Annotated in this window: 10 protein-coding genes; 6 read left to right on the top strand and 4 right to left on the bottom strand. The window is 60.6% G+C overall.

Features of this window, described 5'->3' with window-relative positions; genetic code table 11:
* Positions 1-20: 20 nt before the first annotated feature.
* The 3 genes from dksA to thpR form a co-directional block, all read right to left on the bottom strand.
* Positions 21-476 carry an RNA polymerase-binding protein DksA gene (gene dksA / locus WFO70_RS14300; RefSeq protein WP_012016093.1) on the bottom strand — a complete coding sequence of 152 codons (456 nt, stop codon included), beginning with the start codon at positions 474-476 and terminating at the stop codon, positions 21-23.
* 177 nt (positions 477-653) lie between these two features.
* Positions 654-1358 carry a DNA/RNA nuclease SfsA gene (sfsA, locus tag WFO70_RS14305; protein WP_337016947.1) on the bottom strand — a complete coding sequence of 235 codons (705 nt, stop codon included), beginning with the start codon at positions 1356-1358 and terminating at the stop codon, positions 654-656.
* A gap of 12 nt (positions 1359-1370) precedes the next feature.
* A complete protein-coding gene (thpR, locus tag WFO70_RS14310; RefSeq protein WP_337016948.1) occupies positions 1371-1901 on the bottom strand; it encodes an RNA 2',3'-cyclic phosphodiesterase in 531 nt (176 codons plus the stop codon).
* Positions 1902-1974: 73 nt separating this feature from the next.
* On the opposite strand from thpR, the gene hrpB reads away from it, so the two are divergent.
* From hrpB to fhuB, 6 genes are all read left to right on the top strand, one after another.
* A complete protein-coding gene (gene hrpB / locus WFO70_RS14315) occupies positions 1975-4404 on the top strand; it encodes an ATP-dependent helicase HrpB (protein ID WP_337016949.1) in 2430 nt (809 codons plus the stop codon).
* A 175-nt stretch (positions 4405-4579) separates the two neighbouring features.
* On the top strand, positions 4580-7105 hold the full coding sequence (mrcB, locus tag WFO70_RS14320; RefSeq protein ID WP_337016950.1) for a bifunctional glycosyl transferase/transpeptidase: 2526 nt from the start codon (positions 4580-4582) through the stop codon (positions 7103-7105).
* A gap of 232 nt (positions 7106-7337) precedes the next feature.
* Complete coding sequence (gene fhuA / locus WFO70_RS14325; RefSeq protein WP_337016951.1) at positions 7338-9587, top strand: ferrichrome porin FhuA; 2250 nt, start codon at positions 7338-7340, stop codon at positions 9585-9587.
* 54 nt (positions 9588-9641) lie between these two features.
* Positions 9642-10439, top strand: a complete 798-nt coding sequence (gene fhuC / locus WFO70_RS14330; RefSeq protein ID WP_337016952.1) for a Fe3+-hydroxamate ABC transporter ATP-binding protein FhuC — start codon at positions 9642-9644, stop codon at positions 10437-10439.
* On the top strand, positions 10439-11326 hold the full coding sequence (fhuD, locus tag WFO70_RS14335; RefSeq protein WP_442913381.1) for a Fe(3+)-hydroxamate ABC transporter substrate-binding protein FhuD: 888 nt from the start codon (positions 10439-10441) through the stop codon (positions 11324-11326). The genes fhuC and fhuD overlap by 1 nt, the downstream gene beginning before the upstream one ends.
* Positions 11323-13305, top strand: a complete 1983-nt coding sequence (gene fhuB / locus WFO70_RS14340) for a Fe(3+)-hydroxamate ABC transporter permease FhuB (RefSeq protein WP_337016954.1) — start codon at positions 11323-11325, stop codon at positions 13303-13305. Before fhuD ends, fhuB begins: the two co-directional genes overlap by 4 nt.
* A 94-nt stretch (positions 13306-13399) precedes the next feature.
* On the opposite strand, the gene hemL is transcribed toward fhuB, so the two are convergent.
* Complete coding sequence (gene hemL / locus WFO70_RS14345) at positions 13400-14680, bottom strand: glutamate-1-semialdehyde 2,1-aminomutase (RefSeq protein WP_337016955.1); 1281 nt, start codon at positions 14678-14680, stop codon at positions 13400-13402.
* Positions 14681-14766 lie beyond the last annotated feature (86 nt).

Genomic DNA, 14766 nt, shown 5'->3' on the forward strand with positions numbered 1-14766 from the left:
GCGTGATAACAGGGTCGGAATTAACCGGCCATCTGTTTTTCGCGGATTTCTGCCAGCGTTTTGCAGTCGATACACAGGTCGGCTGTTGGACGGGCTTCCAGACGACGAATGCCGATTTCGACACCGCAGGACTCGCAGAAGCCGAAATCTTCGTCTTCGACTTTTTTCAGCGTCTTCTCAATCTTCTTAATCAGCTTGCGTTCGCGGTCACGGTTACGCAGTTCGAGGCTGAACTCTTCTTCCTGAGCGGCACGGTCTACCGGATCCGGGAAGTTAGCGGCTTCGTCCTGCATATGAGTAACGGTGCGATCCACTTCATCCCTGAGTTGATTACGCCATGCTTCAAGAATTCGCTTGAAGTGCGACAGCTGGGCTTCGTTCATATACTCTTCGCCCGGCTTCTCTTGATACGGCTCCACCCCAGCGATGGCGAGAATACTCAGGGACGATGTTTTACGGTTTTGCCCTTCTTGCATGTTGCTTCTCCTTAACACGCACTATCGATCCCCGTGTTGGGGGAAAAATCAGGCCGCTATAAATAGCAGATGCTTTTCCGTATGGCAATTATCTAAACGTAACACTTGACAAGCCTGTGAGGAAAAGCGTATTTGCGCACACGACCAGAACACTTAATAAACAACGCTCAACCCCTTTTATAACGTGACGGGAAGAGCGGATCTCAGAGTCATCTTATCGGCAGAAAGTTCCGCTTTGTAAGCCAAAACCTCCACCCCCTGCTTTTGTGCCTCATTCAACAGTTGCGCGTACTTAGGGTCAATATGACGGGCTGGTGAAAATCGTCCAATCGCGCTGTGCAATACCGCAAATAACAGCACCGCGCGCTTGCCCGCCGCCGCCATACTTATCAACTCCCGGAGATGCTTCTGCCCTCGCAGCGTTACCGCATCCGGAAAGTAGCCGTTATCCCTTTCAGCTAACGTCACTGATTTCACTTCAATATAGCACTCGGGTCGATCCTCTGCCTGCAACATAAAGTCGATTCTGCTGCCTTCCGCACCATATTTCACTTCGCTTTTTAAGGTGTTGTAGCCGCGCAGTTCAGGAATGAAATCCAGAGTAATCGCCTCTTTGACCAACTGGTTGGCCCGCAGCGTATTGACGCAAATATATTCCCCGTCGGCAGTCTGGGTTATTTCCCAGGTGTGGGGATATTTGCGTTTGATATTTTCGGAGGTGGAGTACCAGACGGTATCGCCGGGCGTGGCGCAGCCGGTCATTGCCCCGGTATTGGGGCAGTGCAGGGTCAGCGTTTCGCCTTCCGGCGTCACCACGTCGGCCAGAAAACGTTTGTAGCGCTGCACCAGCGTGGCGGGTTGGAGGGCAGGGGTAAACTGCATACAGATTCCTTGTTATTCGCTAAGCGTCCAGCGCTGAAGCGGCGTATAGCGGGTGCGTCCGCCGACAAAACGGCTCTCGTAGAGGACAAATTCATTCACCGGAAACGCCCACTGAAAACCCGGCGGCGGAATGGCCACCGCGTGGCTGGCGTCGCGCAGCAGGGTGATATGCGGATGAAACGGCTGTGGGCTCTGGTAACAGCCGCTGCGCGCCGCCTGGGCCCGCAGCATATTGGCGAGCTGCAATAATCCCCGGGGCGGCTGGCGCGTCCCCAGCCAGACGACCCGCGAGCGCAGCCACTGACCGGCATCGTCCAGCGTCAGGGTAAACCCAGGCTGGCGGATGCGACCGGCCATGGCCGCCAGCGCCTGACGTTTCTCCTCGCTGACATCGCCTAAAAACGCCAGGGTCAGGTGCAGGTTAGCCCCGGCCACCGGACGGCCCGCTTCCGGGGCAAAGTGCCCGGCGCGCCAGCGCACGATCTGACGCTGGATCGGCGCGGGCATTTCAATGGCAAAGAACAGCCTTTTCGACTCAGACATACGGGGCACTCGGTAATGAATTGTGGCGATGCTACAATGTACGCCGTCTAAAGTTAACCCTCTGGAGCCATTCGTGTCCCTGTTGCCGGTCGCCGCTGTCCTTCCCGATCTTCTCCACGCGTTACAACACGCCCCCCAGGTTCTGCTTACTGCGCCCACCGGTGCGGGGAAATCAACCTGGCTGCCGCTGCAGATCCTGGCCGAGGGAAAGATTAACGGCAAAATTATTCTGCTCGAACCGCGGCGGATCGCCGCCCGTAACGTGGCGCAGCGGCTGGCGGATCTGCTGGGCGAAAAACCGGGGGAAACGGTGGGCTACCGGATGCGCGCCGAAACCTGCGTGGGGGCGACGACCCGACTGGAAGTCGTCACCGAGGGGATCCTCACCCGGATGCTGCAGCAGGATCCCGAGCTGACCGGCGTCGGGCTGGTGATCCTCGATGAGTTCCACGAGCGCAGCCTGCAGGCCGATCTGGCTCTGGCGCTGCTGCTGGATGTCCAGCAGGGGCTGCGCGAGGATCTTAAGCTGTTGATCATGTCCGCGACCCTGGATAACGATCGGCTCCAGCGCCTGCTGCCTGACGCACCCGCTCTCGTCTCTGAGGGACGCACCTTTCCGGTTGAGCGCCGCTATCAGTCGCTCTCAACCCATCAGCGCTTCGACGAAGCGGTGGCGGTCGCCACTGCTGAACTGCTGCGCCAGGAGTCCGGCTCGCTGCTGCTCTTTTTACCCGGCGTGATTGAGATCCAGCGCGTGCAGGAGCAACTCGCCCGCCGCTTGGCCGATGACGTGATGCTCTGCCCGCTGTATGGCGCGCTGTCGCTGGCCGAGCAGCGTAAGGCGATCCTGCCCGCCCCGGCGGGACTGCGCAAAGTGGTGCTGGCGACCAACATCGCCGAAACCAGCCTGACCATCGAAGGCATCCGGCTAGTGGTGGACTCGGCTCAGGAGCGGGTGGCGACGTTCGATCCGCGCACCGGCCTGACCCGCCTGCTGACCCAGCGCGTCAGCCAGGCCTCAATGACCCAGCGCGCCGGACGCGCCGGGCGTCTGGAGCCCGGTATCTGCCTGCACCTGACGCCCTTTGAGCAGGCCGAGCGCGCGGCGGCGCAGGGTACCCCGGAAATTCTGCAAAGCGATCTCAGCGGTCTGCTGATGGAGTTATTGCAATGGGGTTGCCGGGATCCTGCTCAACTAAGCTGGCTGGATCTGCCGCCTGCGACTAACCTTGCTGCGGCCCGCCGTCTGTTAACCCAGCTCGGGGCGCTGGCGGGGGAACAGCTCACTGCCTTTGGTCAGAAGATGGCGAAGCTCGGTAACGATCCGCGGCTGGCGGCGATGCTGGCCAGCGCCGTGGGTGACGACGAAATTACGACGGCGGCAAAACTGGCGGCTATCCTTGAACAGCCGCCGCGAGGCGGCAGCAGCGATCTGGCCCAGGCCTTCTCCCGCAATCAGCCGGAGTGGCAGCAGCGCGCCCGGCAGTTAAGCGCGCGCCTCAACAGCCGCGGTGGAGCGCCGGACAGCGACCGCGTGCCTGCGCTGCTGGCAAAGGCGTTTCCCGACCGGATTGCCCGTCGCCGCGGGCTCGACGGGCGCTATCAGCTGGCGAACGGCATGGGGGCGATGCTGCATAGCGACGACGCCATGACCCGCCACGAGTGGCTGATTGCGCCGCTGCTGTTGCAGGGCAACCAGTCCCCGGATGCCCGTATTTTGTTGGGCTTAGCCGTGGACATCGATGCACTGATCGCGACCTCGCCGGATCTGGTGGAGCAGTCGGACACCGTCGAGTGGGATGAGGCCCAGGGCACGCTGAAGGCCTTTCGCCGGGCGCAGATTGGCCGCCTGACGGTGAACGTCAAACCGCTGGCAAAGCCGTCAGAAGAGGAGTTGCACCAGGCGATGCTTAACGGCATTCGCGATAAAGGGCTCAGCGTGCTGAACTGGACCCCGGAGGCGGAGCAGTACCGGATCCGCCTGCACTGCGCGGCGCAGTGGCTACCGGAGTTTGCCTGGCCTGCGGTGGACGAAGCCTCGCTGCTGGCGTCGCTCGAGACGTGGCTGCTGCCGCAAATGCAGGGTGTGCATTCGCTTCGTGCCCTGAAATCGCTGGATGTTAAGGCGGCGTTACAGAACTTAACCGACTGGTCGTTGCGTCAACGTCTGGATACTGAGCTGCCGGGGCATTACACTGTGCCGACCGGCAGCCGGATAGCCATTCGTTATCATGAAGATAATCCTCCGGCGCTGGCGGTAAGGATGCAGGAGATGTTTGGCGAGGCGACCACGCCGGCCATTGCCCAGGGGCGGGTGCCGCTGGTGCTGGAGCTGTTGTCCCCGGCCCAGCGTCCGCTGCAGATCACCCGCGATCTGGGGGCCTTCTGGGCCGGAAGCTACCGCGAGGTGCAAAAAGAGATGAAGGGGCGCTATCCCAAACATGTCTGGCCGGACGATCCGGCGAATACCGCGCCTACCCGGCGCACGAAGAAGTATTCGTAACGGTCATTGTCGTTCGGGTAAGTTGTAGGCCGGGTAAGCGCAGCGCCACCCGGCAAATGTCCTCTCCCACAGGGAGAGGGGAAAACGCGGTTTATTTTGAGAGATTTCTTCTTCCTCCATCAGGGGGAAGAACTGAGAATCGGGCCCTTGCGCCTGATAGTTGCGGAGAGAGAGCATGGCGGGGAATGACCGCGAGCCAATAGGACGTAAAGGAAAACCTTCACGTCCGGCGAAAGAAAAGGCAGGCCGTCGTCGCCTCAGTGATGAGGAGTATGACGACGTGGATAATGAGTATGAGGATGAAGCATCCGTGCCACGTAAAGGAAAAGGCAAAAAAGGGAAACCTCGCGGCAAGCGCGGCTGGTTCTGGCTGCTGCTGAAGCTGTTAATTGTTTTCATCGTCCTGCTGGCGATCTACGGCGTCTATCTGGATCAGAAGATCCGTAGCCGTATCGACGGCAAAGTCTGGCAACTGCCGGCGGCGGTATATGGCCGGATGGTCAACCTCGAGCCGGAAATGACCATCAGCAAGAACGAGATGGTTAAGCTGCTGGAGGCCACTCAGTATCGCCAGGTGACGAAGATGACGCGTCCGGGCGAGTTCACGGTGCAGGCGAAAAGCATCGAGATGATCCGTCGTCCGTTTGACTTCCCGGACAGCAAAGAGGGACAGGTGCGCGCGCGTCTGACCTTCGACGGCGATCATATCGACACCATCGAGAATATGGAGAACAACCGTCAGTTCGGCTTCTTCCGTCTCGATCCGCGGCTGATCACCATGCTCTCCTCGCCAAACGGCGAGCAGCGTCTGTTCGTCGCGCGTAACGGCTTCCCGGATCTGCTGGTGGATACCCTGCTGGCGACCGAAGACCGTCACTTCTATGAGCACGACGGCGTCAGCCTCTACTCCATCGGTCGTGCGGTGCTGGCGAACCTGACCGCCGGGCGCACGGTGCAGGGGGCAAGTACCCTGACCCAGCAGCTGGTGAAGAACCTGTTCCTCTCCAGCGAACGCTCCTACTGGCGTAAGGCCAACGAAGCCTACATGGCGGTGCTGATGGACGCCCGCTACAGCAAGGATCGCATTCTTGAGCTGTACATGAACGAAGTCTACCTCGGTCAGAGCGGCGACAATGAAATCCGCGGCTTCCCGCTGGCGAGCCTCTACTACTTTGGCCGTCCGGTGGAAGAGCTGAGCCTCGACCAGCAGGCGCTGCTGGTGGGCATGGTGAAAGGGGCGTCGATCTACAACCCGTGGCGTAACCCGAAACTGGCCCTGGAGCGGCGTAATCTGGTGCTGCGTCTGCTGCAACAGCAGCAGGTGATCGACCAGGAGCTGTACGACATGCTCAGCGCCCGTCCGTTAGGCGTCCAGCCGCGCGGCGGCGTGATCTCCCCGCAGCCTGCCTTTATGCAGATGGTGCGTCAGGAGCTGCAGACCAAGCTGGGCGACAAGGTCAAAGATCTCTCCGGCGTGAAGATCTTCACCACCTTTGACTCCGTGGCGCAGGACGCCGCAGAGAAAGCGGCGGTGGAAGGCATTCCGGCGCTGAAAAAGCAGCGTAAGCTGAACGATCTGGAGACCGCGATGGTGGTGGTCGATCGGACCAGCGGTGAAGTGCGGGCGATGGTCGGCGGGGCAGAGCCGCAGTTTGCGGGCTACAACCGCGCCATGCAGGCACGCCGCTCGATTGGTTCTCTGGCAAAACCGGCGACCTATCTTACCGCCCTGAGCCAGCCGAACCAGTATCGTCTGAATACCTGGATTGCCGATGCCCCGATTGCCCTGCGCCAGCCGAATGGCCAGGTGTGGTCGCCGCAGAACGACGACAAACAGTACAGCGGTCAGGTAATGCTGGTGGACGCGCTGACGCGCTCCATGAACGTGCCGACGGTTAACCTCGGGATGGCGCTGGGTCTGCCGGCGGTTACCGATACCTGGCTGAAGCTGGGCGTACCGAAAGATCAGCTGCATCCGGTTCCGGCGATGCTGTTAGGTGCCCTGAACCTGACACCAATTGAAGTGGCGCAGGCGTTCCAGACCATCGCCAGCGGCGGTAACCGGGCCCAGCTCTCTGCGCTGCGTTCGGTGATTGCTGAAGATGGCACGCCGCTGTACCAGAGCTTCCCGCAGGCCGAGCGTGCCGTACCGGCGCAGGCGGCCTACATGACCCTGTGGACCATGCAGCAGGTAGTGCAGCGCGGAACCGGTCGCCAGCTTGGTGCCAAGTATCCGGGCCTGCATCTGGCGGGTAAAACCGGTACCACCAACAACAACGTCGATACCTGGTTTGCGGGCATCGACGGCCGTGAAGTGGTGATCACCTGGGTAGGCCGCGACAACAACCAGCCGACGAAGCTGTACGGTGCCAGCGGGGCGATGTCGATCTACCAGCGCTATCTGGCTAACCAGTCGCCGGTTCCATTAACCCTGACGCCACCGGAAGATATCGTGGATATGGGCGTGGATGAGTCGGGTACCTTCGTGTGTGGCGGCGGGATGCGCAGCGTTCCGGTCTGGACCTCCAACCCGGACTCACTGTGCCAGGCCCCAGCGCCGCAGCCGACGGGTAACCCGTTCGAGCAGTCTTCTCCTCAGCAGCAGCAGCCGCAGCAACAACAACAGCCGCAGCAGCAGAATGAGAAGAAGGACAGCGACGGCGTCGCGGGCTGGATCAAGGATATGTTCGGCGGTAACTAATACGATTTCCCTCTCCTGCGGGAGAGGGACTTTTCACCTCGATTCAACATCCCTCCAACAGTAAAAACCTCCTTTATTAACCCTTCGTTTTCCGTTGTTTATTTCTTATACCCTCAATTCCTGTAGGGGCGCATATCACTTGCTATGCCGTGAATGTTTCGCATACTATGCTGCGGTCATAATAATAATTCTCGTTTACGTTATCATTCACGCTTTCATCAGAGACATACCAATGGCGCATTCAAAAACTGCTCAGCCAATGCAATCTTCGCTGCGTAAAATCGCAGTCGTTGTAGCCACAGCGGTTAGCGGCATGTCTGCTTACGCTCAGGCTGCTGACACCCCGAAAAAAGAAGAAACCATCACCGTTACCGCAGCGCCTGCTCCACAGGAGAGCGCCTGGGGTCCGGCTGCAACCATTGCAGCACGCCAGTCCGCCACCGGGACCAAGACCGATACCTCCATTGAGAAGGTACCGCAGTCGATCTCCGTGGTGACCGCGGAAGAGATGGCCCTGCACCAGCCACGCTCGGTGAAAGAAGCACTCAGCTACACGCCAGGGGTGGCAGTGGGCACGCGCGGTGCGTCTAATACCTATGACTACCTGATTATTCGTGGTTTTGCTGCCGATGGCCAAAGCCAGAACAACTACCTCGACGGCATGAAGATGCAGGGCAACTTCTATAACGACGCGGTAATTGATCCTTATATGATCGAGCGCGCGGAAGTGATGCGCGGGCCGACCTCCGTTCTGTACGGCAAAAGTAGCCCGGGTGGCCTGCTGAACATGGTCAGCAAACGTCCGCTGACGGAACCGCTGAAAGAGGTTCAGTTCAAGGTCGGGACGGACAGCCTGTTCCAGACCGGGTTTGACTTCAGCGATGCGCTGGATGATGACGGCGTCTACTCTTATCGCCTGACCGGCCTGGCGCGTTCCAATAACGCCCAGCAGGAGCGCGCGGAAGAGCAGCGTTATACCATTGCGCCGTCCTTCTCCTGGCGTCCGTCGGATAAGACCACCTTCACTTTCCTCTCCTATTTCCAGAACGAACCGGAGACCGGTTACTACGGCTGGTTGCCGAAAGAGGGCACGGTTGATCCGCTGCCTAACGGCGATCGTCTGTCGACCGACTTCAACGAAGGGGCGGAAAACAATACCTATTCCCGTAACCAGAAAATGGTCGGGTATAGCTTCGATCACGAATTCAACGACACCTTTACCCTGCGTCAGAACCTGCGTTTTGCCGAGAACAAAACCTCGCAGAATAGCGTTTATGGCTACGGCGTCTGCTCCGATGCGGCGAACAGCGGCAACGCCCTGTGTAACGCGTTATCCCCAGCGGACAAAGGCCACTACCTGGCCCGTAAGTACGTGGTTGACGATGAGAAGCTGCAGAACTTCACCGTCGATACCCAGCTGCAGAGCAAATTCGCCACCGGCGAGGTTGACCATATCCTGCTGACCGGCGTCGACTTTATGCGCATGCGTAACGACATCAACGCCTGGTTCGGTTATGACGGTTCCGTGCCGCTGCTGGATCTCTACAACCCGGTGTATAGCGATTTCGACTTCAATTCGAAAAATCCGGCTAACTCCGGCCCGTATCAGATCCTGAACAAGCAGCAGCAGACCGGCCTCTACGTCCAGGATCAGGCGCAGTGGGATAAAGTGCTGGTCACCCTGGGCGGCCGTTACGACTGGGCCGATCAGGACTCCATTAACCGCGTGGCGGGCACCACTGCGTCACGGGATGACAATCAGTTCACCTGGCGTGGCGGGGTGAACTACCTGTTCGATAATGGCGTTACCCCTTACTTCAGCTACAGCGAATCCTTCGAGCCGTCTTCCCAGTCCGACGCACAAGGCAAGCCGTTTGCGCCATCGAAAGGCAAGCAGTACGAAGTGGGCGTGAAGTATGTCCCGAGCGATCGTCCGATTGTTCTGACCGGTGCGCTGTATCAGCTGACCAAAACCAACAACCTGATGGCCGATCCTGCGGGCTCGTTCTTCTCGGTTGAAGGCGGCGAAATCCGCGCCCGTGGCGTGGAAATTGAAGCCAAAGCGGCACTCTCTGCCAGCGTTAACGTGGTGGGTTCTTATACCTACACCGACGTCGAGTACACCACCGACACCAACTACAAAGGCAACACCCCGGCGCAGGTGCCGGAGCACATGGCCTCCCTGTGGGGTGATTACACCTTCTATGACGGCGCACTCTCTGGCCTGACGCTGGGTACCGGCGGTCGCTTCTCCAGCTCCAGCTATGGCGATCCGGCGAACTCCTTCAAGGTGGGTAGCTATGCAGTAATGGATGCCCTGGTGCGTTACGATCTGGCGCGTGTTGGCCTGGCAGGCTCGAACGTGGCGCTGCACGTCAACAACCTGCTGGATCGTGAATACGTCGCCAGCTGCTTCAACACCTATGGCTGCTTCTGGGGTGCAGAACGCCAGGTTGTTGCGACCGCGACCTTCCGCTTCTGATCCTTAAACTTGGGCACGTGTTTCGTGCCCTTTTCTTTACTTAAGTTGGCTAACATGCAGGAAAACAACCCGCAGTCCGATACCACTTTTGCGCTTGACGGCGTCTCCTTTCGCGTTCCCGGACGCACGCTGCTGCATCCGCTTTCGCTGACCTTTCCCGCAGGCCAGGTGACCGGCCTGATCGGCCATAACGGCTCCGGCAAATCCACCTTACTGAAAATGTTGGGCCGCCATCAGTCGCCATCTGAGGGCGAGATCCTGCTCGACGGTCAGCCGCTGGAGAGCTGGAACAGCAAGGCCTTTGCCCGCAAGGTGGCCTATCTGCCGCAGCAGCTGCCGCAGGCGGAAGGCATGACCGTCCGCGAGCTGGTGGCAATTGGCCGTTATCCCTGGCATGGCGCTCTGGGTCGCTTCGGCGTGGCCGACCGCGAGAAAGTGGAGGAGGCGATTGCGCTGGTGGGGTTGAAGCCGTTGGCCCATCGTCTGGTGGATAGCCTGTCCGGCGGCGAGCGCCAGCGGGCGTGGATCGCCATGCTGGTGGCGCAGGACAGCCGGTGTTTACTGCTGGATGAACCCACCTCGGCGCTGGATATTGCCCATCAGGTGGACGTGCTGGCGCTGGTACATCGCTTAAGCCAGCAGCGCGGCCTGACGGTGATTGCGGTGCTGCACGATATCAACATGGCGGCGCGTTACTGCGACTATCTGGTGGCGCTGCGCGGTGGCGAGATGATCGCCCGGGGCACGCCAGCCGAGCTGATGCGCAGTGAAACGCTGGAACACATCTACGGAATTCCAATGGGTATTCTGCCGCATCCTGCGGGAGCAGCACCGGTGAGCTTTGTCTATTGATGCCTGATTTAATGATTAGCCGTCGTCGGCTGTTGACGGCCATGGCCCTCTCGCCGCTGCTGTGGAAAATGGGCACCGCCCATGCGGCTGCCGTCGATCCCCATCGCATTGTGGCCCTCGAGTGGCTGCCGGTCGAGCTGTTGCTGGCGCTCGGCGTTATCCCCTACGGCGTGGCCGATATTCCTAACTATACCCTGTGGGTGAACGAGCCGCGTTTGCCGGAATCGGTGATCGACATTGGCCTGCGTACCGAGCCCAACCTCGAACTGCTCACCCAGATGAAACCTTCGTATCTGGTCTGGTCGGCCGGGTATGGTCCGTCGGAAGAGAAGCTGGCGCGGATTGCCCCGGGTCGCGGGTTCGCCTTTAGCGACGGTAAAAAACCGCTGACCAACGCCCGCAAATCCTTAAGTGAGATGGCGCAGCTGCTGAACATGGAAGCGGCTGCCCGCGAGCATCTCGACCATTTCGACAGCGTGATTGACAGCTACAAACCGCGCTTTGCCGGTCGCGGCGATCGCCCGCTGCTGATGGTCACCCTGCTTGATGCCCGCCACATGCTGGTGTTTGGCAAAAACTGCCTGTTCCAGGAAGTGCTGGATCGCTACGGGATTAAAAACGCCTGGGAAGGGGAGATGACCTTCTGGGGCAGTACCGCCGTGGGTATCGACCGTCTGGCGATGTTCCGCGATGTGGATGTGCTGTGCTTCGATCACGGCAACGAGCGCGAAATGCAGGCCTTAATGGCGACGCCGCTGTGGCAGGCGATGCCCTTTGTCCGCCAGCAGCGCGTTAAACGCGTTCCGGCGGTGTGGTTCTATGGCGCGACGCTGTCGGCCATGCACTTTGCCCGCGTGCTGGATAGCGCGCTGGGAGGCCAGGCATGAGATCACGGATCGCCTTTTTCCCGGCGCTGTTAATGACCCTGCTGCTGGCCGTTGCGCTGGGACTGACCTGGTGGAACCTGGGCATTGCCCTGCCGCGTAGCCAGTGGGGCAGGGCGCTGGTCGCCCCGGATATCGACAATATTCAACAGATGCTGTTCCACTACAGCCTGCTGCCGCGGCTGGCGATCTCGCTGCTGGTAGGTGCCGGGCTCGGGCTGGTGGGCGTGCTGTTCCAGCAGGTGCTGCGTAACCCGCTGGCGGAACCCACTACCCTCGGCGTAGCAACGGGCGCTCAGCTGGGGATGACCATTATCACCCTGTGGGCGCTTCCGGGCGTTCTGGCGGCGCAGTTTGCCGCGCTGGTGGGAGCCTGCGTGGTGGGGGCGATTGTCTTTGGCGTAGCCTGGGGTAAACGTCTCTCGCCGGTGACGCTGATCCTCGCCGGGCTGGTGGTGAGCCTTTACTGCGGAGCGGTCAACCAGCTGTTAGTGATTTTCCATCACGACCAGCTCCAGAGTATGTTCCTCTGGAGCACCGGGACCCTGACGCAAACCGACTGGAGCATTGTGCAACGTCTGTGGCCGCAACTGCTTGGCGGCGTCGTGCTGACCCTGCTGCTGCTGCGTCCCCTGACCCTGATGGGGCTGGACGATGGCGTAGCGCGTAACCTTGGCCTGGCGCTGTCCCTGGCCCGTCTGGCGGCGCTGACGCTGGCGATTGTCATCAGCGCCCTGCTGGTGAATGCGGTGGGCATCATCGGCTTTATCGGCCTGTTCGCACCGCTGCTGGCAAAAATGCTCGGCGCGCGGCGCTTGCTCTCCCGGCTGATCCTCGCCCCGCTGATTGGCGCGCTGATCCTCTGGCTCTCTGACCAGGTGATCCTCTGGCTGACCCGGGTATGGATGGAGGTCTCTACCGGGTCGGTGACGGCGCTGATTGGCGCACCGCTGCTGCTCTGGCTGCTGCCGCGCCTGCGCAGCATGAGCGCCCCGGCGATGAACGCTGGCGACAAAGTCCAGGCGGAGCGTCACCACGTACTGTGGTTTGCCCTGGCGGGCGGCCTGGTGTTGCTGCTGGCGGTGATTGCGGCCATGGCATTTGGTCGTGATGCAGAGGGTTGGCACTGGACGAGCGGGGCGATGCTCGACGAACTGCTGCCGTGGCGCGCGCCGCGTATTTTCGCCGCGCTGATTGCCGGGGTGATGCTGGCTGTCGCCGGGTGCATTATCCAGCGTCTGACCGGTAACCCGATGGCGAGCCCGGAAGTGTTGGGGATCAGCTCCGGCGCGGCCTTCGGCGTAGTGGTGATGCTCTTTTTCGTGCCGGGGAATGCCTTCGGCTGGCTGATGCCGGCAGGCAGTCTCGGTGCGGCGGTGACGCTGCTGATCATTATGATTGCCGCCGGACGGGGCGGTTTTTCGCCGCACCGGATGCTGCTGGCGGGGATGGCGTTGAGTACCGCCTTCACCATGCTGCTGATGATGCTGCAGGCCAGCGGCGATCCGCGCATGGCGCAGATCCTGACCTGGATTGCCGGTTCAACCTATAACGCCACCAACGAACAGGTGGTGAGCACCGGTATCGCGATGATCGTCCTGCTGGCGCTGGTGCCGCTGTGCCGTCGCTGGCTGACGGTGCTGCCGCTGGGGGGCGATACGGCCCGTTCGGTGGGGATGGCGCTGAGCGCCTCGCGTATTGGTCTGCTGCTGCTGGCGGCGTCGCTGACGGCCACCGCCACCCTGACCATTGGTCCGCTGAGCTTTATCGGGCTGATGGCACCGCATATTGCGCGGATGATGGGCTTCCGCCGGACCATGCCACACATCGTGATGTCGGCATTAACGGGGGGGATCCTGCTGGTGTTCGCCGACTGGTGCGGTCGGATGGTGCTGTTCCCGTATCAGATCCCGGCGGGGCTGCTGTCCACCTTTATCGGTGCGCCGTACTTTATCTATCTGCTGCGGAAACAGAGCCGGTAAAAAAATGCCGGGTGGCGCTAACGCTTACCCGGCCTACGGTCCGAAGATTTTTGTAGGCCGGGTAAGGCGAAGCCGCCACCCGGCAACCCACAACTCAGAGCTTCGCAAACACCCGACGCGCCGCGTCGATGGTGGTGTTGATATCCTCTTCGCTATGCACGACCGACATAAAGCCCGCCTCGAATGCCGACGGTGCCAGGTAGACCCCTTCCTCCAGCATCAGATGGAAGAAACGCTTGAAGCGCTCAACGTCGCACTTCACCACATCCTGATAGCGGGTCACGGTTTTCGCGTCGGTGAAGAAGAGGCCGAACATGCCGCCGACGTGGTTAACCACCAGCGGAATTCCCGCGTCTTCCGCCGCGTCCAGCAGGCCGTTTGCCAGCTGAGTGGTGCGCTCGGTGAGGGTGGTATGGATACCCGGCTGTGCCACTTCGTTCAGACAGGCGAAACCGGCTGCCATGGCGATCGGGTTACCGGAGAGCGTACCCGCCTGATAGACCGGGCCGGTTGGTGCCAGCGCGTCCATCACCTCTCTGCGGCCACCAAAGGCACCTACCGGCATGCCGCCACCGATGATTTTGCCCAGGCAGGTCAGATCCGGCACCACGTCGTAGTACGCCTGCGCGCCTGCGAGGGCGACGCGGAAACCGGTCATCACTTCGTCGATAATCAGCAGCGCGCCGAACTCGTCGCAGAGCGCACGCAGGCCCTGAAGGAAGCCTGGCTGCGGTGGAATGCAGTTCATGTTGCCTGCGACCGGTTCGACGATGATGCAGGCGATCTCCTGCGGATACTGCTCAAAGGCGGCACGCACGGAGTCGAGATCGTTATAGGTGCAGGTCAGGGTGTGCTTCGCGAAGTCCGCCGGGACGCCCGGGGAGTTCGGCTGGCCAAGGGTCAGCGCGCCGGAACCGGCTTTCACCAGCAGGCAGTCCGCGTGGCCGTGGTAGCAGCCTTCGAATTTGATGATTTTGTCGCGGCCGGTAAAGCCGCGCGCCAAACGGATGGCGCTCATGGTCGCTTCGGTACCGGAGTTCACCATGCGCACCATATCCATGGTCGGCACCAGCTCGGTCACCAGCGCCGCCATTTTCACTTCCATCTCGGTCGGCGCACCGAAACTTAACCCGCGCTGTGCCGCTTCGATCACCGCGTTGCGGATCGCCGGGTGGTTGTGACCCAGCACCATCGGGCCCCACGAGCCGACATAATCGATATAGGCTTTGCCATCCACATCGTACAGATAGGCTCCATCGGCACGTTCGATAAACAGCGGTGTACCGCCCACACCGGTAAAGGCGCGGACCGGGGAGTTAACACCGCCAGGGATAAGCTCGCGGGCTGCACTGTAGAGGTTTTCAGACTTGCTCATGGCGTCGTTCCTGGCTCGTATAAAATGATTAAGCGCACTATTCTAAGTGATTCGTGGAAGGTTATGAAATGTTTACCCTGGTAATC

Source organism: Leclercia sp. AS011 (assembly GCF_037152535.1).
Taxonomy (GTDB): Bacteria; Pseudomonadota; Gammaproteobacteria; order Enterobacterales; family Enterobacteriaceae; genus Enterobacter.

Bases quoted from the DNA above. Each gene is read 5' to 3' on its own strand.
- mrcB (WP_337016950.1), top strand. From the start codon at position 4,580: ATGGCGGGGAATGACCGCGAGCCAATAGGACGTAAAGGAAAACCTTCA.
- fhuC (WP_337016952.1), top strand. From the start codon at position 9,642: ATGCAGGAAAACAACCCGCAGTCCGATACCACTTTTGCGCTTGACGGC.
- fhuD (WP_442913381.1), top strand. From the start codon at position 10,439: ATGCCTGATTTAATGATTAGCCGTCGTCGGCTGTTGACGGCCATGGCC.
- sfsA (WP_337016947.1), bottom strand. From the start codon at position 1,358: ATGCAGTTTACCCCTGCCCTCCAACCCGCCACGCTGGTGCAGCGCTAC.
- hemL (WP_337016955.1), bottom strand. From the start codon at position 14,680: ATGAGCAAGTCTGAAAACCTCTACAGTGCAGCCCGCGAGCTTATCCCT.
- thpR (WP_337016948.1), bottom strand. From the start codon at position 1,901: ATGTCTGAGTCGAAAAGGCTGTTCTTTGCCATTGAAATGCCCGCGCCG.
- fhuA (WP_337016951.1), top strand. From the start codon at position 7,338: ATGGCGCATTCAAAAACTGCTCAGCCAATGCAATCTTCGCTGCGTAAA.
- fhuB (WP_337016954.1), top strand. From the start codon at position 11,323: ATGAGATCACGGATCGCCTTTTTCCCGGCGCTGTTAATGACCCTGCTG.
- dksA (WP_012016093.1), bottom strand. From the start codon at position 476: ATGCAAGAAGGGCAAAACCGTAAAACATCGTCCCTGAGTATTCTCGCC.